This window comes from Pseudomonas sp. THAF187a (assembly GCF_009363395.1).
GTDB lineage: Bacteria > Pseudomonadota > Gammaproteobacteria > Pseudomonadales > Pseudomonadaceae > Aquipseudomonas > Aquipseudomonas khazarica.
Genome location: NZ_CP045349.1, coordinates 4,126,213 through 4,147,655 on the forward strand (window position 1 = coordinate 4,126,213; position 21,443 = coordinate 4,147,655).

Annotated in this window: 18 protein-coding genes; 11 read left to right on the forward strand and 7 right to left on the reverse strand. The window is 64.8% G+C overall.

The window, feature by feature from the left end; translation table 11 throughout:
* The first annotated feature begins 300 nt into the window (after positions 1 to 300).
* The 11 genes from FIV02_RS19170 to FIV02_RS19220 all read left to right on the forward strand — a co-directional run bounded on the left by FIV02_RS19170 (position 301) and on the right by FIV02_RS19220 (position 13,561).
* Entirely contained in the window at positions 301 to 1,695 is a 1,395-nt protein-coding gene (locus FIV02_RS19170; protein ID WP_152489518.1) for a polynucleotide adenylyltransferase PcnB, read from the forward strand.
* Positions 1,695 to 2,180 (forward strand): 2-amino-4-hydroxy-6-hydroxymethyldihydropteridine diphosphokinase, encoded by a 486-nt coding sequence (gene folK / locus FIV02_RS19175; RefSeq protein WP_172979179.1) that lies wholly within the window; start codon positions 1,695 to 1,697, stop codon positions 2,178 to 2,180. The genes FIV02_RS19170 and folK overlap by 1 nt, the downstream gene beginning before the upstream one ends.
* A gap of 262 nt (positions 2,181 to 2,442) precedes the next feature.
* On the forward strand, positions 2,443 to 3,243 hold the full coding sequence (gene panB, locus FIV02_RS19180; RefSeq protein WP_152489520.1) for a 3-methyl-2-oxobutanoate hydroxymethyltransferase: 801 nt from the start codon (positions 2,443 to 2,445) through the stop codon (positions 3,241 to 3,243).
* Entirely contained in the window at positions 3,240 to 4,097 is an 858-nt protein-coding gene (gene panC, locus FIV02_RS19185) for a pantoate--beta-alanine ligase (protein WP_152489521.1), read from the forward strand. Before panB ends, panC begins: the two co-directional genes overlap by 4 nt.
* A gap of 81 nt (positions 4,098 to 4,178) precedes the next feature.
* A complete protein-coding gene (gene pgi / locus FIV02_RS19190; protein ID WP_152489522.1) occupies positions 4,179 to 5,843 on the forward strand; it encodes a glucose-6-phosphate isomerase in 1,665 nt (554 codons plus the stop codon).
* A 144-nt stretch (positions 5,844 to 5,987) separates the two neighbouring features.
* The gene (gene acs / locus FIV02_RS19195; protein WP_152489523.1) at positions 5,988 to 7,925 is read left to right on the forward strand and encodes an acetate--CoA ligase; all 1,938 of its coding nucleotides are present in this window, start codon (positions 5,988 to 5,990) and stop codon (positions 7,923 to 7,925) included.
* Positions 7,926 to 7,994: 69 nt separating this feature from the next.
* Complete coding sequence (locus FIV02_RS19200; RefSeq protein ID WP_037050786.1) at positions 7,995 to 8,858, forward strand: oxygenase MpaB family protein; 864 nt, start codon at positions 7,995 to 7,997, stop codon at positions 8,856 to 8,858.
* Between the two features lie 91 nt (positions 8,859 to 8,949).
* Entirely contained in the window at positions 8,950 to 9,966 is a 1,017-nt protein-coding gene (locus tag FIV02_RS19205; protein WP_152489524.1) for a class I SAM-dependent rRNA methyltransferase, read from the forward strand.
* 88 nt (positions 9,967 to 10,054) lie between these two features.
* Positions 10,055 to 12,943: a DUF748 domain-containing protein gene (locus tag FIV02_RS19210; protein WP_152489525.1), complete on the forward strand. Its 2,889-nt coding sequence runs from the start codon at positions 10,055 to 10,057 to the stop codon at positions 12,941 to 12,943.
* On the forward strand, positions 12,943 to 13,245 hold the full coding sequence (locus FIV02_RS19215; RefSeq protein ID WP_152489526.1) for a DUF2845 domain-containing protein: 303 nt from the start codon (positions 12,943 to 12,945) through the stop codon (positions 13,243 to 13,245). The genes FIV02_RS19210 and FIV02_RS19215 overlap by 1 nt, the downstream gene beginning before the upstream one ends.
* Before the next feature lie 13 nt (positions 13,246 to 13,258).
* A complete protein-coding gene (locus FIV02_RS19220) occupies positions 13,259 to 13,561 on the forward strand; it encodes a DUF2845 domain-containing protein (protein WP_152489527.1) in 303 nt (100 codons plus the stop codon).
* A 135-nt stretch (positions 13,562 to 13,696) separates the two neighbouring features.
* Here FIV02_RS19220 and FIV02_RS19225 read toward each other — a convergent pair whose 3' ends face one another.
* The 7 genes from FIV02_RS19225 to infB form a co-directional block, all read right to left on the reverse strand.
* A complete protein-coding gene (locus tag FIV02_RS19225) occupies positions 13,697 to 13,894 on the reverse strand; it encodes a CsbD family protein (RefSeq protein ID WP_047588204.1) in 198 nt (65 codons plus the stop codon).
* Positions 13,895 to 13,950: 56 nt separating this feature from the next.
* Complete coding sequence (locus FIV02_RS19230) at positions 13,951 to 14,301, reverse strand: BON domain-containing protein (protein WP_037050801.1); 351 nt, start codon at positions 14,299 to 14,301, stop codon at positions 13,951 to 13,953.
* Positions 14,302 to 14,725: 424 nt separating this feature from the next.
* Entirely contained in the window at positions 14,726 to 16,834 is a 2,109-nt protein-coding gene (pnp, locus tag FIV02_RS19235) for a polyribonucleotide nucleotidyltransferase (protein WP_037050803.1), read from the reverse strand.
* Between the two features lie 172 nt (positions 16,835 to 17,006).
* Positions 17,007 to 17,276, reverse strand: coding sequence for a 30S ribosomal protein S15 (gene rpsO, locus FIV02_RS19240; RefSeq protein WP_047590392.1), 270 nt, complete (start codon positions 17,274 to 17,276; stop codon positions 17,007 to 17,009).
* 222 nt (positions 17,277 to 17,498) lie between these two features.
* A complete protein-coding gene (truB, locus tag FIV02_RS19245; protein ID WP_037050805.1) occupies positions 17,499 to 18,419 on the reverse strand; it encodes a tRNA pseudouridine(55) synthase TruB in 921 nt (306 codons plus the stop codon).
* Between the two features lie 2 nt (positions 18,420 to 18,421).
* On the reverse strand, positions 18,422 to 18,811 hold the full coding sequence (rbfA, locus tag FIV02_RS19250; protein WP_152489528.1) for a 30S ribosome-binding factor RbfA: 390 nt from the start codon (positions 18,809 to 18,811) through the stop codon (positions 18,422 to 18,424).
* Positions 18,812 to 18,923: 112 nt separating this feature from the next.
* Positions 18,924 to 21,416, reverse strand: coding sequence for a translation initiation factor IF-2 (gene infB / locus FIV02_RS19255; protein WP_152489529.1), 2,493 nt, complete (start codon positions 21,414 to 21,416; stop codon positions 18,924 to 18,926).
* Positions 21,417 to 21,443: the final 27 nt, after the last annotated feature.

Here is a 21,443-nt window from a genome sequence, read left to right on the forward strand (position 1 = left end):
CGGGAAGGGTCGACAACAAAAACAACAGGCCCTCAATAACAATAAAAACAGAGCACGCACCAACTTGGGGGGGAGCTTCGGCTCCCCCAGTAGCTTCCGGTTCCCGGATCCCCGCCTGCCGCCCTTCTACACACCTTCTTCCGACACGATGCTAGAATCCGCAGCAATCATGCGGTCATCGTTTCGCATACCGTTGAAAACCTTGCCGAGGCAGGCTGCCTTTAACGCCACCAAGCCTGAGCAGGTCGTTCTTCAACAGCATGCGGGGCTGGCCGGTCACTTATCCAAACAGTGCCTCCCATGCTGAAAAAGCTGTTCAAGTCTTTCCGCTCACCTCTGCGCCGTGCTCCACGCCCACGCAGCACGCCCGAAGTGCTGAGCAGTAGCCAACATCCACTCAAGCGCAACGAGATCAGTCGGCACGCCATCAGCGTGGTCGAGCGCCTGCAGCGAGCCGGCTACCAGGCCTACCTGGTCGGTGGTTGCGTGCGCGACCTGCTGCTGGATATCGACCCCAAGGATTTCGACGTAGCGACCAGCGCCACACCCGAACAGGTGCGTGCGGAGTTCCGCAACGCCCGGGTGATCGGCCGTCGCTTCAAGCTGGTACACGTGCACTTCGGCCGCGAGATCATCGAGGTCGCGACCTTCCGCGCCAATCACCCACAAGGTGAGGAAGAGGAAAACAGCAACCTCGCCGCGCGCCACGAGAGCGGTCGCATCCTGCGCGACAACGTCTACGGCACCCTGGAAGACGACGCCCAGCGCCGTGACTTCACCATCAACGCGCTGTACTACGACCCGACCCAGGAGCACATCCTCGACTACGCCCGTGGCATGCACGATGTACGCAACCACCTGGTGCGCCTGATCGGCGATCCCGAACAACGCTACCTGGAAGACCCGGTGCGCATGCTGCGTGCGGTGCGCTTCGCCGCCAAGCTCGACTTCGACATCGAGAAGCACAGCGCCGCGCCGATCCGCCGGCTGGCGCCGATGCTGCGCGACATTCCAGCCGCCCGCCTGTTCGACGAGGTCCTCAAGCTGTTCCTCGCCGGCTACGCCGAATACACCTTCGACCTGCTGCTGGAGCATGACCTGTTCGCCCAGCTCTTCCCGGCCAGTGGCGAGGCGCTCAAGCGCAACCCCGAATACACCGAGAAGCTGATCCGCCAGGCGCTGATCAACACCGACGAGCGCATCCATGACGGCAAGTCGGTCACCCCGGCATTCCTCTTCGCCGCCCTGCTCTGGCCGGCGCTGCCAGCCCGTGTCCTGCACCTGCAGGACAAAGGCATGCCGCCGATTCCGGCGATGCAGGAAGCCGCTCACACGCTGATCGCCGAGCAGTGCCAGCGCATCGCCGTGCCCAAGCGCTTCACCATCCCGATTCGCGAGATCTGGGACATGCAGGAGCGCCTGCCGCGCCGCAGCGGCAAGCGTGCCGACCTGCTGCTGGAGAACCCGCGCTTCCGTGCCGGTTACGATTTCCTCCTGCTGCGCGAACTGGCCGGCGAGAACACCGGCGGCCTGGGCGAGTGGTGGACGGACTATCAGGACGCCAACGACAGCGAGCGCCGGCAGATGATCCGCGACCTTGCAGGCAAGGGCGAAAGCACCGCCAGCGCCGCGCCGCGCAAACGCCGCCGCAACAACAACCGGCGCAAGCGCGGTAACGAAGGCAGCGGCGAGTGATGGAGCGGGTCTACATCGGCCTGGGCAGCAACCTGGCCGAACCGCTGCAACAACTGCGCGCGGCGCTGAACGCCATCGCCCAGTTGCCGCACAGCAGGCTGGCGGCGCGCTCTTCGTTCTATGTCAGCGACCCGCTCGGCCCGGCCGACCAGCCGCGCTACGTCAACGCGGTGGCGGCGCTGGATACCGAGCTGCAGCCCTGGGCACTGCTCGATGGCCTGCAGCGCATCGAGCTGGAACAGGGCCGCGTGCGCAAGGAAGAGCGCTGGGGGCCGCGCACCCTGGACCTGGATGTGCTGCTGTTCGGCGACCGCCTGATCGATGACGAGCGCCTCACCGTTCCGCACTACCACATGCATGCCCGCCCGTTCGTGCTCTACCCGCTGGCCGAACTCGCCGCCGAGTTGCAGTTGCCGGACGGACGCAGCCTCGCCGCGCTGCTCGATGCCTGCCCCTTCGCCGGCCTGGAACGCCTGCCGGAGTAGCGCACAATGGCGCGCGCCGCCCCTTCCCGGCGCACGCCCTGTTACCCGCCGCAAGCCCGCACCGCCTCTGGCCCAACCCTCTGCCGCTCGGATTGGCAGTAACGCCAGTAACAGGGCGGTAACACCTGCAATTGACTTCATGCCCCCCCATCAGGACTATAGGCGTCCCGTCGCCCCGCGCCGGGCGCACCTTTGATGCCAATCCAGGCCGGATTGCAGCCAGATAGAAGCGGTATACCGAGCCTGAGCGAGGACCCTTGAAATGCCTGACGTTACCCTGACCACACTGCAAAGCTTCAAGCAGAACGGCGAGAAGATCGCCATGCTGACCTGCTATGACGCCACCTTTGCCCACGCGGCCTGCCAGGCTGGCGTGGACGTGCTGCTGGTCGGCGACTCCCTGGGCATGGTTCTGCAGGGCCACGACAGCACCCTGCCGGTCAGCGTCGAGGAAATGGCCTATCACACCGCCTGCGTCAAACGCGGCAACCAGGGCGCACTGATCGTCACCGATCTGCCGTTCATGGCCTACGCCACCACTGAACAGACCCTGCTCAACAGCGCCAGGCTGATGCAAGCCGGCGCGCACATGGTCAAGCTGGAGGGCGCCGGCTGGCTGGCCGAGCCGATTCGCCTGCTGGCCGAGCGTGGCGTGCCGGTCTGTGCCCACCTGGGCCTGACCCCGCAGGCAGTGAACATCCTTGGCGGCTACAAGGTCCAGGGCCGCCAGGAAGCGCAAGCGCGGCAGATGCGCGCCGACGCCATGGCGCTGGAGCAGGCGGGTGCCGCCATGCTGCTGCTCGAGTGCGTGCCCAGCGAGCTGGCTGCGGAAATCGCCCAGGCCGTGAAGATTCCGGTGATCGGCATCGGTGCCGGCGCGGCGACCGACGGCCAGGTGCTGGTCCTGCACGACATGCTCGGGCTGTCGCTGTCGGGTCGCGCCCCCAAGTTCGTACGTAACTTCATGGAGGGCCAGAGCAGCATTCAGGGCGCATTCGGCGCCTACGTGCAGGCGGTCAAGGACGGCAGCTTCCCTGCTGCCGAACATGGTTTCTCCGCATGAACACGGTCAAGACGCTGCGAGAGCTGCGCGCGGTCATCGCCCAGGCACGTGCCGATGGCAAGCAGATCGGTTTCGTGCCGACCATGGGCAACCTGCACGCCGGCCATGTCTCGCTGGTGGAAACCGCAGCCCAGCGCGCCGACTTCGTGGTGGCCAGCATCTTCGTCAACCCGCTACAGTTCGGTGCGGGCGAAGACCTGGACACCTACCCGCGCACCCTGCCCGCCGATCAGGAGAAGCTGCTGGCCGCCGGCTGCCACCTGCTGTTTCACCCTGACGTGACGGAGGTCTATCCGCACGGCATGGGCGACCAGACGCGGGTCAGCGTGCCCGGGGTTTCCGAAGGTCTCTGCGGCGCCAGCCGTCCGGGCCACTTCGAGGGGGTCGCCACCGTGGTGACCAAGCTGTTCAACATGGTCCAGCCGGACCTGGCCGTGTTCGGCGAGAAGGACTACCAGCAACTGGCGGTGATCCGCGCGCTGGTGCAGGACCTGAACATGCCGATCCAGATCATCGGCGCGCCGACTCGCCGTGCCGACGACGGCCTGGCCCTGTCCTCGCGCAACGGTTACCTCAGCGCCGAGCAGCGCAATGTCGCTCCCGCCCTGTATCGCGGCCTGCAGGCGGTCGCCGAGCAGTTGCAACGCGGCGCCCGCGACTATATGCGGCTGATCGACGAGGCCCAGGCCCGGCAACGCGAGGCGGGCTTCGCCCCCGACTACCTGGAGATCCGCAACGCGCTGACCCTGCGCCCTGCGCAGGTCGACGACCGCCATCTGGTGGTGCTCACCGCCGCGCACCTGGGCAGCACCCGCCTGATCGACAATCTGCTGGTGGAACTGCCTGCGCAGTAGCTGCCTGCGAAGGCAGCCGGTTACACTCTGAAAGGCCCGGATCACGTCCGGGCCTTTTGCTTTTGCGGATCAGGAGCCCCGATGGCCTACTACCAGCAGCCCCACGACGTCACCACTCTGCCCGCCTGGCAGGCCCTGCAGCAGCACCGTGCCGAGATGGCCGGCTTCAGCATGCGCGAGGCCTTCACTGCCGATACAAGGCGCTTCCAGCGCTTCTCGCTGGATGCCTGTGGCCTGCTGCTGGACTACTCGAAGAACCTGATCGACGAACACAGCCTCGAACTGCTGATGCAACTGGCCGAGCAGGCCGGCCTGCACGAAGCCATCACGGCGATGTTCGGTGGCGAGCACGTCAACGCCTCCGAGGGACGCGCTGCCCTGCATACGGCGCTGCGCAGCCCGGTCGGCCACCGCCTGGTGGTGGACGGCACTGACATCATCCCCGAGGTGCATCGGGTGCTGAACCAGGTCACCGAGCTGGTCAGCCGCATTCACAGCGGCCTGTGGCGCGGCTACAGCGAGAAGCCGATCAAGGAAGTGGTCAACATCGGCATCGGCGGCTCGTTCCTCGGTCCGCAACTGGTCTCCGAGGCGCTGCGCCCGTTCACCCAGCGCGGCGTACGCTGCCACTACCTGGCCAATATCGATGGCAGCGAGTTCCGCGAGCTGACCGCCCGCCTCGACCCGGAAACCACCCTGTTCATCGTGTCCAGCAAGTCCTTCGGCACCCTGGAGACCCTGAAGAACACCCTGGCGGCCCGTGACTGGTACCTGGCCATGGGCGGCCCGGAAGAAGAGCTGCACCGCCACTTCATCGCCGTGACCAGCAACCGTGAGGCCGCCATCGAGTTCGGTATCGGCGAGGAGAACATCTTCCCCATGTGGGACTGGGTCGGCGGGCGCTACTCGCTGTGGTCGGCCATCGGCCTGCCCATCGCCCTGGCCATCGGCGTGTCCAACTTCAAGGAGCTGCTGGCCGGGGCCTACGCCATGGATCAGCACTTCACCCAGGCGCCCCTGGCCGAGAACATGCCAGTGCTGATGGCCCTGCTGGGCATCTGGTACAGCAACTTCTGGGGCGCACAGAGCCACGCGATCCTGCCCTACGACCACTACCTGCGTAATTTCACCAAGCACCTGCAGCAGCTCGACATGGAGTCCAACGGCAAGAGCGTGCGCCAGGACGGCAGCGCCCTGGACATCAGCACCGGGCCCGTCATCTGGGGCGGGGTCGGCTGCAACGGCCAGCACGCCTACCACCAGTTGCTGCACCAGGGCCGCCTGCTGGTACCGGCGGACTTCATCGTTCCGGTCAACAGCTACAACCCGCTGTCCGACCACCATCAGTGGCTGTTCGCCAACTGCCTGTCGCAGGCCCAGGCGCTGATGCAGGGCAAGACCCGCGAAGAGGCCGAGGCCGAACTGCGCGGCAAGGGCCTGGCGGAAGACGAGGTACAGCGCCTGGCGCCGCACAAGGTCATCCCCGGCAACCGCCCGAGCAACATTCTGGTGATGAACCGCATCGCGCCGTTCGAGCTCGGCGCGCTGGTCGCCCTGTACGAGCACAAGGTGTTCGTGCAGAGCGCGATCTGGGGCATCAACGCCTTCGACCAGTGGGGCGTGGAGCTGGGCAAGGAAATGGGCAAGGACGTCTACCAGCGCCTGACCGGCCAACTCGACAACAACGCCTCGGACGCCTCGACCCAGGGCCTGATCGCCCATTTCCGCGAGCGTCATCGCGGCTGACCCTCCGCCAACCCGGCCCGGCACGCCTGCCGGGCCGGGCTCCACCGCGCAAGCGCTGCGCCATGAACATCGCCCCTTGAAGCCGGCGCCCGCTTGGGTGCACCCTTGTGCCTGTTGCGGACAAACAATTACAAGGACCCCGCCATGTTCGAAATCACCCGTCACCCCGTGGCCGACGCGGTGCGCCAGCGTGCACACCTGGACAACGACGCCTACCTGCGCCTGTACCGGCAGTCCGTCGAGCAGCCCGACACCTTCTGGGCCGAGCAGGCCAAGGCCTTCCTGGACTGGTTCAAACCCTGGGACAAGGTCCACGACAGCGACCTGAAACAGGGCCGCGCCGAGTGGTTCAAGGGTGGCCAGCTCAACGTCGCCTACAACTGCATCGACCGCCACCTGGAGCAACGTGGCGAACAGGTCGCCATCATCTGGGAGGGCGACAACCCCAGCGAATCCGCGCACATCACCTACAACGAGCTGCACCAGCAGGTCAGCCGCCTGGCCAACGTGTTGAAGAGCCGTGGCGTGAAGAAAGGCGACCGGGTGTGCATCTACATGCCGATGATTCCCGAGGCGGCCTACGCCATGCTCGCCTGCACGCGCATCGGCGCCGTGCATTCGGTGGTGTTCGGCGGCTTCTCCCCCGACGCGTTGCGTGACCGTATCCTCGATGCCGACTGCCGTACCGTGATCACCGCCGACGAAGGCGTGCGCGGCGGCAAGTACGTGCCGCTGAAGAACAACGTCGACAAGGCCCTGCAGAGCTGCCCGAACGTCTCCACCGTGGTGGTGGTCGAGCGTACCCAGGGCGACGTGGCCTGGGTGGAAGGCCGCGACATCTGGTATCACCAGGCGCTCAAGGAAGTCAGTGCGGACTGCCCGGCCGAGCCGATGGATGCCGAAGACCCGCTGTTCATCCTCTACACCTCGGGGTCCACCGGCAAACCCAAGGGCGTGCTGCACACCACCGGCGGCTACCTGCTCGGCGCGGCGATGACCCACAAGTACGTGTTCGACTACCACGAAGGCGACATCTACTGGTGCACCGCCGATGTCGGCTGGGTGACCGGGCACAGCTATATCGTCTACGGCCCGCTGGCCAACGCCGCCACCACGCTGATCTTCGAAGGCGTGCCCAACTACCCGGACGCCTCGCGTTTCTGGCAGGTGATCGACAAGCACCGGGTCAACACCTTCTACACCGCGCCCACCGCCCTGCGCGCGCTGATGCGCGAAGGCGAAGCCCCGGTGAAGGCCACCTCACGGGAAAGCCTGCGCCTGCTTGGCAGCGTCGGTGAACCGATCAACCCGGAAGCCTGGGAATGGTACTTCCACGTGGTCGGCGACACCCGTTGCCCCATCGTCGACACCTGGTGGCAGACCGAGACCGGCTCGATCCTGATCACGCCGCTGCCGGGCGCCACCGACCTCAAGCCGGGATCGGCGACCCGTCCGTTCTTCGGCGTGCAGCCGGTGCTGCTCGACGAGCAAGGCAAGGAAATCGACGGCCCCGGCGCGGGCGTGCTGGCCATCAGGGCCAGCTGGCCGAGCCAGATCCGCAGTGTCTACGGCGATCATCAGCGCATGATCGACACCTACTTCAAGCCCTACCCCGGCTACTACTTCACCGGCGACGGTGCGCGCCGTGACGAGGACGGCTACTACTGGATCACCGGTCGTGTCGATGACGTGATCAACGTCTCCGGCCATCGCATCGGCACCGCCGAGGTGGAAAGCGCCCTGGTGCTGCACGACGCCGTCGCCGAGGCCGCCGTGGTCGGTTACCCGCACGACGTGAAGGGCCAGGGCATCTATGCCTACGTCACCCTGATGAGTGGCCAGGAGCCGTCCGAGGACTTGAAGAAGGACCTGCTGACCCTGGTCGGCAAGGAGATCGGCAGCTTCGCCAAGCCGGAGCTGATCCAATGGGCGCCAGGCCTGCCCAAGACCCGCTCGGGCAAGATCATGCGCCGCATCCTGCGCAAGATCGCCTGCAACGAGCTGGAGAACATGGGTGACACCTCCACCCTGGCCGACCCCAGCGTCGTCGACAGCCTCACCGAACAACGGCTGAACCGTTGACCCCCAGCCCGGCCCGAAAGGGCCGGGCTGATCTTGCCGTGGGCCGGCCAAGCGCCGAGAATGCGCGCCATGGATAGCCTACGTCGCCAGATCGAAAAACAGGTACACAGCCTCACCGGCGCCGCCCTGGGGGTGCTCGACCTCGACCAGCCACGCGGCGACGTCGGCCTGTTCGGCCCGCAGTCGATGGTCTGGGAGGTGCACGCCGACTTCACTTCGATGATGGTCGGCGGCGTCTCCGCCCTGCTCCTGCAGATGCTGCACCCGCTGGCCCTGGCTGGCGTCTGGGACCACTCCACCTTCCGCCAGGACATGATCGGGCGCCTGCGCCGCACCAGCCTGTTCATTGCGGGCACCACCTACGGCGGCCGCCAGGATGCCGAGCAGCTGATCGAAAAGGTCCGCACCATTCATCTGCAAGTGGTCGGCAACGCGCCGGATGGCCGCCCCTATGCCGCCAGCGACCCGCAGTTGCTGACCTGGGTGCATGTCTCCGAGGTCAGTCAGTTTCTGGAGGGTTATCTGCGCTACGTCGACCCGCAGCTGCCGCTGGCCGAGCAGGACCGTTACTACCGCGAAGTGGCATTGACCGCCGAACGCCTGGGGGCGCAGGACGTTCCCACGTCCCGCCAGGCGATCGCCGACTACCTCGAACGCATGCGCCCGCAACTGCTCTGCGATGAACGCACCCGGGAAGTGGTGCGGCTGCTGTACGCCGCCCCGGTACCCAGCATGCTCGCCAAGCCCTTCGGCAAGCTGATGATGCAGGCCGGCGTCGACCTGTTGCCGGACTGGGCCAGCGACCTGCTTGGCGAGCGGCAGCCCGACTGGCGTCGCCCGCTGATTCGCGCCAGCGTGAGGCGTACCGCCACGCTACTGCGCTGGGCGGTGAGCAACAGCGCGGCGCAACGTGCCCGACGGCGCCTGACGTAACGCCCCTGAGCCGCAGCGGCACGACCCCGCGCGGAAGCCAGGCGGATTTCTTGCTAGACTGCCGCCCTTTCACCGTCCCGAGATGCCGCGCATGTCCGCTCTTGACCAGGCGCTGCGCGCCGCCCTCGCCGCCCGCGAACACCTTCTGCCCGAACTGCACGCCCAGGGCACCACCTGTTACCGCCTGTTCCATGGCAGCCAGGAAGGGGCTCCGGGCCTGACCGTCGACCGCTACGGCCCACAGCTGCTGGTGCAGAGCTTCCACCAGCCGTTGCCGGCAGATGACCTGCAGCGCCTCGCCGACATCGTCGAGCGTCACCTGGGCCTGCCCCTGCTGCTGGTCTACAACGACCGCAGCAGAGGCAACTCGCGCATCGACCGCGACCCCACGCTGTTCCAGCCCACGGAGGCGGCGCTGGAAGATCTGCTCGGCCAGGAATGGGGGCTCAACTACCGGGTCCGCGGCCGTCACGCGGGGCAGGACCCACTGCTATTCCTCGACCTGCGCAACGCACGCGGCTGGATCAAGGCCAACAGTGCCGGCAAGTCCGTACTCAACCTGTTCGCCTACACCTGCGGGGTCGGCCTGAGCGCGGCAGCCGGCGGCGCCCAGGACGTGACCAACCTCGACTTCGCCCAGGGCAACCTCGCCGTGGGCCGCGAGAACGGTGCCCTCAACCCCGGGTTGCCAGGCATGCACTTCATCCAGTCCGACTACTTCCCGGCGATTCGCCAGTTCGCCGGCCTGCCGATCACCAGTCGTCGCGGACAGAAACTGCCGAGCTATCCGCGCCTGCAACCGCGCCAGTTCGACCTGGTGTTTCTCGACCCACCGGCCTGGGCCAAGAGCGCCTTCGGCACCGTCGACCTGCTGCGCGACTACCAGAGCCTGCTCAAGCCGGCGCTGCTGGCCACCGCTGACGGTGGCACCCTGGTGTGCTGCAACAACCTGGCGAAGGTGGAAATGGACGATTGGCGCCAGCAGGTGCTGCGCTGCGCCGAGAAACTCGGCCGCCCGGTGCGCGAGTGCCAGGTGATCGCACCGGCGGGCGATTTCCCCTCGCATGACGGCAAGCCACCGCTGAAAACGCTGATCCTGCATCTCTGATCGCCGAGCAGGACGCAAGCACGACCGGAACTGAACCGCCGTGCCATACTCCAAGTCGTCTCCCCGTCTGGATAGATGTCGCCAAGCCATGCCCAAAGGACTGAAGCGCGCGCTGAGCGCACTCTTGATCACCGTATTCCTCTACAGCCTGATCGGCTTCCTGATCGTGCCGGGCATCGCCCTGCGCGTCGTCAACCAGCAATTGGCCAACTATGCCAGCGTGCCCGCCACGCTGGAGCGCGTGCAGCTCAACCCGTTCAGCCTCGAACTCAGCCTCTGGGGGCTGCGTATCGGCGACAGCGGCGAGGAACAGCTGAGCTTCCGGCGCCTTTACGCCAACCTGCAGAGTGACAGCCTGTGGACGAGGGCGCTGCACCTGAGCGAGGTGCAACTCGATGGCGCGCGCACCGAGGTCCTGTTCGCGAAGGACGGCACGCTGAACCTGACCCAACTGTTCAAGCTGCCGGCAAGCGAGCCGCAGCCGGAGTCCGCCAGCAGCGAACCGTTCCCGCTGCGCATCGATGGCATCCGCCTGCGCGAGAATGCTCTGCGCTTCCAGGACCTGCGCCCCAGCGAACCAGTAGAGTTCGCCTACGACAAGCTCGACCTCGAGCTGCATAACCTCAGCACGCTGGCCGGTGACAACGCGCAGATGACGCTCGCTGCCAGCGGCCCGAACGGTGCGCAGATCGACTGGCGCGGGCAGATCAGCCTGACGCCGATCACTTCCAGCGGCAGCCTGAGCGTCAGCGACGGCCACCTGAGCACCTTCTGGCCCTACGTCCGTGACGCCGTGCCGCTGGTGCTCAAGGACGGCCAGGTCGATGTCAGCGCTGACTACCACCTCGACCTCTCCGACGGCACCGAGTTGCAGCTGAGCAAGCTCAAGCTGCAGCTGGCCCCTTTCGCCATCGACGACCCCGCCGGCAAACCGCTGGTCAGGCTGCAGCGCCTGGATGTCGACGACAGCACGCTGGACCTGGCCAAGCAGCAGGTGGTGATCGGCCAGGTGCGCAGCCAGGGCCTGGAAGCCTGGGCGGCGCGCGAAGCCGACGGCCAACTGGACTGGCAGAAGCTGTTCGCCAAACCGGCATCCGCGCAACCAGCAGCCGCCGAACAGGCGGAGCCCGAGGGCAGCGACGAGAGCAAGCCCTGGCAGGTGCTGCTGCAGGATGTGCAACTGCGTGACTACAAGGCTCATCTGGCGGATCGCGTTCCCGAGCAGGACGTCGCCGTCGAAGTCGGGCCGCTGAACCTCGACCTGAAGAACTTCGACAGCCTGGGCGACAAGCCCTTCGACCTCCGCCTCGATACCGGCCTGGGCAAGCAAGGCAAGCTGCAGGCCTCGGGTGATGTGCAACTGAGCCCCACCAGCGCTCGCCTCAAGGTCACCACGGAAGACATCGACCTGCGCCTCGCCCAAGCCTACCTGAGCCCCTTCATCCGCCTGGAACTGCGCAGCGGGATGCTCGGCAGCGACCTCGACGTGCAGCTCAAGAGCACCGAGCCGCTGGCCCTCAGCGTGACCGGCAACGCCAGGATCGACCAGCTGCACACCCTCGACACCCTGCGCGAGCGCGACTTCGTGCGCTGGAAGCAGGTACGGGTCAATGGCCTCGACTACCGTCATGGCGAAAGCCTGGCCATCGAGCGGGTCGAACTGGACCAGCCCTACGCGCGCTTCGTGATCAACGAGAACCTGAGCACCAACGTGAGTGAGCTGATCGTGCCGCAACCGGCGGCGGCCGGGGACAAGGTCGAGGATGGCAAGCCGCTGGCGATCCATATCGGTGGCGTGGCCATCAACGACGGCTCGGCCAACTTCGCCGACTTCAGCCTGACCCCGAGCTTCGCCACCGCCATCCAGCAGATGAATGGCCGCATCGGCGTGCTCGACAACCAGAAACCGCAGGCCGCCAGCGTCGATATCAAGGGTAAGGTCGATCGCTACGCGCCGATGAGCATCAAGGGCAAGCTGACGCCGTTCGATCCACTCAACAGCCTGGATATCGCCACCAGCTTCAAGAACGTCGAACTGACCACCATCACCCCCTACTCCGGCAAGTTCGCCGGCTATCGCATCCGCAAGGGCCGCCTCAACCTCGACCTGCACTACCGCATCGAGCAGGGCCAACTCAATGCCGAGAACAAGGTGCTGGTGGAAAACCTGCAGCTGGGCGAAAAGGTCGACAGCCCGGATGCCGTGGACCTGCCGATTCGCCTGGCAGTCGCGCTGCTCAAGGACACCCAAGGCCGCATCACCATCGAGCTGCCGGTCCAGGGCGACCTCAACAACCCGCAGTTCAGCGTCATGCCCATCGTCTGGCAGACCCTGCGCAACCTGGTGCTGCGCGCCGCCCAGGCGCCGTTCAAGTTCGTTGCCGGGCTGGTCAGTGGCGGCGGCGATACCGACCTGAGCACGGTGCCCTTCGACGCCGGCTCCGCCGACCTGGACGCGGACGCCCGCCAGGCACTGGATACCCTCGCCAAGGCCCTGCAGGAACGTCCGGCGCTGCGCCTGGAAGTCGAAGGCCAGAGCGCGGCGAAAGCGGATGGCCCGCTCCTGGCCGAACAGCGCTTGCAACGCGAATTCCAGGACACCTGGTACAAGGTGCTGCAACGCCGCGGTGACAAGGTCCCGGCGAGTGCGGATGAGCTCGAGGTGGGCGAGGACGAACAGGCGGCGCTGCTCGAAGGCATCTACCGCACCCGCCTGAAACAGCAGCCACCCGCCGAGTGGGCCGAGCTGGATGCGCAACAACGCACCCAGAATATGCGCCAGGCCGTGCTGGACTCCTGGGCCCAGAGCAAGCTGCTGCTGCGCCAGCTGGCGCAGCAACGGGCGGCGGCGATCAAGGCCTATCTGGTCGAGCAAGGGAAACTGGACGACGAACGGGTCTACCTGATCGATGTCAATCTGGGAGAACCCGAGTCCAATGGACGTGTACTGACGCCCCTGCACCTGGATAGCGAATGATGAAACACCCTCGACTGCTGGTACTGGCAACGCTGCTGGCGAGCCTCGGCAGCCCTCTCGTACATGCGGAAACGATGCGCTGCGGCAGCCAGCTGGTCAGCCTGGGAGATCGCGCCTTCGAGGTGGAGCGCAAGTGCGGGACGCCGGTGTACCGTGACCCCATAGGCTATACGCTGGGCAGCTACGACCGGCGCGAGTACCGGATCGAGGAGTGGGTGTACGGCCCTACTAACGGCATGCTCAGCATCCTGCGTTTCGAGGGCAACCGCCTGGTGGAAATCGAACGCCGCCGAGAGCACTGAAAAGGAGTTCACCGTGCCCAAACGCAACCATCTGCTCTGGCTACTGCTGCTGCCCGTCCTGGCGCAGGCGTCTTCCACCTACCGTTGCGGCAGCGCGCTGGTGAGCAAGGATGCGCCGACCAGCGAGGTCCAGCACAAGTGCGGCGAGCCCGTCAGCCGGGACTTTCTCGGCTACAAGGAAGTCACCGATGCCTACGGCTTTCGCAACGAGGTGAACGTGGAAGAGTGGATCTACGGCCCCAGGAACGGCATGTACCACTTCCTGCGTTTCGAGGGCGGTCGCCTGACCGATATCCGCAGCAAGCGCGGAGATTGATACCGCCGCCCCGCCGGACGAGCTGGTGAATCCCGGATACGGAAAGGCCCCGCCAGATTCACCGGCGAGGCCTTTCGACATCCGTGCCCGTCGCTATCCGTGCGACCCGGCATCCTTGCCCACGGCTATCCCTGCCTAGAGCTTGTCGCTGAAATCGCGCAGCTCCTGCTGGGCCTTTTCCTTGGTCCAGCCGTAACGCTCCTGCAGCTTGCCGGCCAGGTATTCGCTGTGGCCCTCGGCGACGTCCACGTCGTCATCGGTCAGGTTGCCCCAACGCTCCTTGATGCGACCGTTGAGCTGCTTCCATTTGCCTTTGATGATGTCGCTATTCATGGTGGTTCTCCCAGAACTCAAGAGGGGGCCGGGTGTGGACCCGGCCGGCTCGGGTATCAGTCGGCGGTCTTCAGGGCATCGGCGGATACATCACGCACACCCTCGATTTCCTTGGTCTTGGCGATGGCCAGATCACGTTCGGCATCGGTGGCCACTACACCGGAAAGGGAAACCACGCCCTGGTTGGTCTCGACCTTGATGTCCAGCGCGCTCAGGTCCTTGTCGGCAACGAAGGTGGATTTGACCTTGCTGGTGATCCAGGTGTCGGATACCGCCTGCTCAGCTTTGTCCACGGTGTCATTGGCCGCCAGCATGGTCGGCTGAGCGAAGGCTGCCGAGGCGAGCGGCAGGCTCAGCGCAGCGGCGGTCAGGGTGGCGGCGGCAAAACGGGTGATTGGCTGTTTCATGGTTGACTCCTGTACATTCCAGACAATCTGCAAACCAACTCCTGGCTGCAGGTTCACCAGTACTATCGCAAGCGCTGTGCCAGCTTTTCAGAAAACAAAAAATCCTTTAATAACAACAAGTTAATTAAACCTGTCGATACGACGCGAATTGCATTTCGCCGAGTCCGGAAAAAACCCTCGGGCAATTTGCATGATCTCTGGCAAGGCAACGGCGAACACGCGCACAGCCACGCAGCCGACCCGCGTAACGCTGGTACAGGCTGCCGGCGAGGCCCGCTAAAAGCCCGGACGCCAGGCGCAGGAAATTGCCGGGAGCGCTTGCTGCAGTCCCCTGGCGACGTCCCGCCGGGTGGCCGCGAGGAATCGCAGGCAATAAAAAAGGGCCCCCGCAGGAGCCCTTCTGTTCAAGCCAGCGAAGGATCGCTTAGACGCCGGAGGCCTCGGCGGCCGCTACGTCCTTGATCGACAGCTTGATACGGCCGCGGTTGTCCACGTCCAGAACCAGTACCTTCACTTCCTGGCCTTCCTTCAGTACGTCGGTGACCTTCTCCACGCGCTGATCGCTCAGCATGGAGATGTGCACCAGACCGTCCTTGCCCGGCAGGATGTTGACGAAGGCACCGAAGTCGACGATGCGCTCGACCTTGCCGACGTAGATCTTGCCGATCTCGGCTTCCGCGGTGATGGCCAGAACACGCTGCTTGGCAGCCTCGGCCGCTTCCTTGGTTTCGCCGAAGATCTTGATCGAGCCGTCGTCTTCGATGTCGATCGAAGCCTTGGTCTCTTCGCAGATACCACGGATGGTGGCGCCACCCTTGCCGATCACGTCGCGGATCTTGTCCTGGTCGATCTTCATCGCCAGCATGGTCGGGGCGTTGGCCGACAGCTCGGTGCGCGACTGGGCGATGACCTGGTTCATCTGGCCGAGGATGTTCAGACGGGCTTCCAGCGCCTGCTCCAGCGCCTGCTCCATGATCTCTTCGGTGATGCCCTGGATCTTGATGTCCATCTGCAGCGCGGTGACGCCCTTGGCGGTACCGGCTACCTTGAAGTCCATGTCGCCCAGGTGGTCTTCGTCACCGAGGATGTCGGTCAGAACGGCGAACTTCTCGCCTTCCAGTACCAGGCCCATGGCGATACCGGCAACCGGCGCCTTCATCGGCACACCGGCGTCCATCAGCGCCAGGGAAGCGCCGCAGACCGAAGCCATGGAGGACGAACCGTTGGACTCGGTGATTTCCGATACCACACGGATGGTGTACGGGAACTCGTCGTCCTTCGGCAGCATGGCAGCGACGCCACGACGGGCCAGGCGGCCATGACCGATTTCGCGGCGGCCAGCGCCACCCATGCGACCACACTCACCGACCGAGAACGGCGGGAAGTTGTAGTGCAGCATGAAGGGGTCTTTCTTCTCGCCTTCCAGGGTATCCAGCAGCTGTGCGTCGCGGGCGGTGCCCAGGGTGGCGACGACCAGCGCCTGAGTTTCACCACGGGTGAACAGCGCCGAACCGTGGGTCTTGTCCAGCACGCCGACTTCGATCTTCAGCGGACGCACGGTGCGGGTGTCGCGACCGTCGATACGCGGCTTGCCATCGACGATGTTCTGGCGAACGGTGCGGTACTCGATCTCGCCGAAAGCGGCTTTGACTTCGTCAGCCGGGAACTGACCTTCGCCTTCGCCGGCCAGGGCCGCGACGACTTCATCACGCAGCTCGCCCAGACGGTTGTAGCGGTCCTGCTTGATGGTGATGGTGTAGGCCTGGCTGATGGCGGCGCCGAACTGGCTGCGGATGGCGTCCAGCAGCGGAGTGTTGGCGGCCGGAGCCTGCCAGTTCCAGGTCGGCTTGCCTGCTTCGGCAGCGAATTCCTTGACGGCCTGGATCACGGCCTGGAATTCCTGGTGGGCGAACAGTACGGCACCGAGCATCTGGTCTTCGGTCAGCTCCTGGGCTTCCGACTCGACCATCAGTACGGCGGTTTCGGTACCGGCCACGACCATGTCCAGGCTGGACGCCTTGAGCTGCTCGTAGTTGGGGTTCAGCAGGTAGCCGGTATCCGGGTGGAAGGCTACGCGCGCGGCACCGATCGGGCCGTTGAACGGAATGCCGGAAACGGCCAGGGCAGCGGAGGTACCGATCATGGCGGCAACGTCCGGATCGGTCTTCTTGCTGGTGGAAACGACGGTGCAGACGACCTGCACTTCGTTCATGAAGCCTTCGGGGAACAGCGGACGGATCGGACGGTCGATCAGGCGCGAGGTCAGGGTTTCCTTCTCGCTCGGACGGCCTTCACGCTTGAAGAAGCCGCCAGGAATCTTGCCGGCTGCGTAGGTCTTCTCCTGGTAGTGCACGGACAGCGGGAAGAAGCCTTTGCTCGGGTCGGCGCTCTTGGCACCCACGACGGTCACCAGCACGGTCACGTCGTTGTCGACGGTCACCAGCACGGCACCGCTGGCTTGACGGGCAATACGGCCAGTCTCGAGGGTTACGGTCGACTGACCGAACTTGAATTGCTTGATTACCGGGTTCACGGTGTTTTCCTTCTCTCTGTTGCCTTGGGGGAAATCTGAAAGCGGCACGGGAGTCGGACCCGATGCATCCTTCGAAAAGCCAAAAGCTGGAAGCCCGGAGCCGCAGGTCGGGGATCATGCCCCGACTTGCCGCTCCGAACTCCCAGCTTCCAACTTGTGCAGCTCGCGTCTATTAACGACGCAGGCCCAGGCGACCGATCAGGGCGCTGTAACGACTGGTGTCCTTGGCCTTCAGGTAGTCCAGCAGCTTACGACGCTGGTTAACCATACGGATCAGACCACGACGGCTGTGGTGATCCTTGCCGTTGGCCTTGAAGTGACCTTGCAGCTTGTTGATGTTGGCGGTCAGCAGGGCTACCTGCACTTCCGGGCTACCGGTATCGCCTTCAGCTTGCTTGTAGTCGTTAACGATCTGGGCTTTTTCTTCAACGCTGAGTGCCATGTTGGCTTCCTCTCATCTGGAAACTGCCGAAGCAGTCTCAATAGGCCGGGAATCGCTCCCCGTGTTTTAAAAAGAGGTATGACCGTGCCTACTGACAGCCACCCTCGCAGTACCGGATGACAACTTCGCTATCACCCCGGCTTCGACCTCGCGGCCGAACCATTCGGTGCCATGCACCGCTATCTCTCAACCCGGCCCTTGAGGACCGAGCCTGCACCCGTGCTACGCACCGGTGTAAATCAGTCGACGCGGCGCGATGCGCCCGTCGTCGCTCACCTCACCGATGCCGATGAAGCGACCGTTGTGGTCCTGCACGCGGACCATGCCGAACTTCGGCGCTTCCGGCGCCCGCACCGGCTGCCCTTGCAACCAGTAGAACGCACTGTGCTCGGAGAACTGCAGCAGCGGCCAGTCCTGCAGGCCGCTGTCGACCGGCTGCAGGAAGCGATCGAGCGCTGCATTGCCGCCTTCGGCATGCGCCGCTTCCAGCTCTTCCAGGGTCACGGTGCGTGACAGGTCGAACGGGCCGGCCTTGGTGCGCCGCAGTTCGGCGACGTGTGCGCCGCAACCGAGCAGTTGGCCAAGATCCTCGACCAGGGTCCGAATATAGGTGCCCTTGCTGCAGTCCACCGACAAACGCGCCTGCTCACCCTCGAGGGCCAGCAATTCCAGGCGCGCAATAGTAACAGAACGCGCCTCGCGCTCCACTACTTCACCTGCGCGCGCCAGCTTGTAAAGCGGCTGGCCGTCCTTCTTCAGGGCCGAGTACATCGGAGGTATCTGTTTGATTTCTCCGCGAAAACGCGGCAGCAGTGCCTCGATTTCGCTGCGACCAACGGTCACCGGGAGGCGCGCGATCACCTCACCTTCGGCATCGCCGGTGGTGGTGGTGACGCCAAGCTGGGCGACCGTCTCGTAGCCCTTGTCAGCATCGAGCAGGTACTGGGAGAACTTGGTCGCCTCGCCGAAGCACAGCGGCAGCACGCCGGTGGCCAGCGGGTCGAGGCTACCGGTGTGCCCGGCCTTCTCGGCATTGAGCAACCAGCGCACCTTCTGCAGGGCCGCGTTGGAGGTGAAGCCGCGTGGCTTGTCCAGCAGGATGATGCCGTCGACCTTGCGACGAATACGTTTGACCTGGGCCACGCTTATTCCTCGCCGCCGTCCTGGTGCTTGCGGTCTTCCGCCACGGCACGTTCGATCAGCGCCGACAGCTCGGCACCGCGACGGATGCTGGCGTCGTACTGGAAGTGCAGTTGCGGGACGGTGCGCACCTTCATCGACTTGCCCAGCAACATGCGCAGATAGCCGGCTGCCTCGGAGAGGATCTCCAGGTTGAGCTTGATCTGCTCGGCATCGTCGTCCTTGCCCATCACGGTGATGAACACTTTGGAATGGGACAGGTCGCGACTGACGTCCACGGCGGTGATGGTGACCAGGCCCAGACGCGGGTCCTTGATCTCACGCTGGATCAACAAGGCCAGCTCACGCTGCATCTGGTCGCCGATACGTTGGGTACGGCTGTAATCTTTCGCCATTTCTTACTTACCTTTCCTTCGTCCTGGCGCCTCGCCGGCACCGGACGTAAAAGCGGCAAACGCCCGGCCGCGCATGAGCGGGGCCGGGCGTTGCATGATCAAGGGGTTGCGCTTACAGACTGCGCGCGACCTGGACCTTCTCGAACACTTCGATCTTGTCGCCGACCTTGACGTCGTTGTAGCTCTTCACGCCGATACCGCACTCCATGCCATTACGCACTTCGGCGACGTCGTCCTTGAAGCGACGCAGCGATTCCAGCTCGCCTTCGAAGATCACCACGTCCTCGCGCAGTACGCGGATCGGACGGTTACGGAACACGGTACCTTCGATGACCATGCAGCCCGCGACGGCGCCGAACTTCGGCGAACGGAACACGTCACGCACTTCCGCGGTGCCCAGGATGTTCTCGCGAACATCGCTGCCGAGCATACCGGTGAGCGCCTTCTTGACGTCCTCGATGATGTCGTAGATGACGTTGTAGTAGCGCATGTCGAGGCCTTCGGACTCGACGATCTTGCGCGCACCGGCGTCAGCACGGACGTTGAAGCCGAACAGCACGGCATTGGAAGCCAGCGCCAGGTTGGCATCGGATTCGGTGATACCACCGACGCCGCCACCGACCACACGCACTTGCACTTCGTCGTTGCCGAGGGTGCTGAGCGAACCTTGCAGAGCTTCCAGAGAACCACGCACATCGGCCTTGAGGACGATGTTGAGGGTCTTCTTCTCTTCCTGGCCCATGCTCTCGAAGATGTTTTCCAGCTTGCCGGCGTGGGCACGAGCCAGCTTGACCTCGCGGAACTTGCCCTGACGGAACAATGCAACTTCGCGGGCCTTCTTCTCGTCGGCCACCACCATCATCTCGTCACCGGCATCCGGGGTGCCGTCCAGGCCGAGGATCTCGACCGGAATCGACGGACCGGCTTCCTTGATCGGCTTGCCGTTCTCGTCGAGCATGGCACGCACGCGGCCGTAGTTGACGCCGACCAGGACCATGTCGCCCTGGCGCAGGGTACCGTCCTGAACCAGCACGGTAGCCACCGGGCCACGGCCCTTGTCCAGACGCGACTCGACCACCACACCACGACCCGGAGCGGTCGGAGTGGCTTTCAGCTCGAGTACTTCAGCCTGCAGCAGTACGGCTTCGAGCAGCTCGTCGATACCGGTACCGGCCTTGGCGGAAACCGGTACGTAAGGTGCGTCGCCGCCCCACTCTTCCGGGATCACATCCAGCGCGGCCAGGCCGTTCTTGATGTTGTCCGGGTTGGCTTCCGGCTTGTCCATCTTGTTCACCGCGACCACGATCGGCACGCCAGCGGCTTTCGCGTGCTGCACGGCTTCCTGGGTCTGCGGCATCACGCCGTCGTCAGCAGCGACGACGAGGATGACGATGTCGGTGGCCTTGGCACCACGGGCACGCATCTGGGTGAACGCGGCGTGACCGGGGGTGTCGAGGAAGGTGACCATGCCACGCTCGGTTTCCACGTGGTAGGCACCGATGTGCTGGGTGATGCCACCGGCTTCGCCGGACGCTACCTTGGCACGACGGATGTAGTCGAGCAGGGAGGTCTTGCCGTGGTCGACGTGACCCATGACGGTCACGACCGGCGCACGGGACAGCGCCTCGCCTTCGAACTTCAGCGATTCGGCCAGGGAATCTTCCAGGGCGTTGTCACTGACCAGCTTGACCTTGTGGCCCAGCTCTTCGGCGACCAGCTGGGCAGTTTCCTGATCCAGCACCTGGTTGATGGTGGCAGGCGAACCCATCTTGAACATGAACTTGATGACTTCAGCAGCCTTCACCGACATCTGCTGGGCCAGTTCGCCCACGGTGATGGTCTCGCCGATCGACACCTCGCGCACCACCGGGCCGGCCGGAGCCTGGAAGCCGTGCTGGTTGCGCTTCTTCATCTTGGCCTTGCCACGGCCGCCACGACGGAAGCCATCGCTTTCCTCGTCGACGCTGCGCGGGGCGCTGCGCGGAGCCGGAGCCTTTTCCTTGACGGTCGGGCGATGCTGCGTGTGCTTGCGATCGCGGCGCTCGTCTTCATCACGCGCCTTTTCAGGACGACGGACTTCTTCTTTCTTGCGCTCGACCTCGGCAACCGGAGCGGCTACGGCCGGCTCGCTGACAGCTGCCGGCGCGGCTGCAGCAGCAGGTGCCGAAGCGGCTTCGCTGACAGCAGTGGCTGCCTGGCGCTTGGCCTCTTCTTCGGCCTTGCGCTTGGCTTCTTCCTCGGCCTTCAGACGCTCGGCCTCGGCAGCAGCCTGCTGAGCTTCCAGCTCACGCTGCTTCTCGGCTTCGAGCTCTTCCGGGCTGCGCTTGACGAAGGTCTTCTTCTTGCGCACTTCAACACTGATGGTCTTGCTGCCAGCAACCTTGAGGGTGCTGGTGGTCTTGCGCTGCAAGGTAATCTTGCGCGGCTCTTCGACCTTGTCGCCGTGACTGCCCTTGAGATGGGCCAGCAGGGCCTGCTTCTCACTGTCGGTCACTACTTGTTCGGCGCTGCTGTGGGACAGGCCGGCTTCACGCATCTGCTGCAGCAGGCGCTCTACCGGAGTGTCGACCACTGTGGCCAGTTCTTTCACCGTGACTTGCGTCATGCATCTTTCTCCTCAGGCCGCAACCGC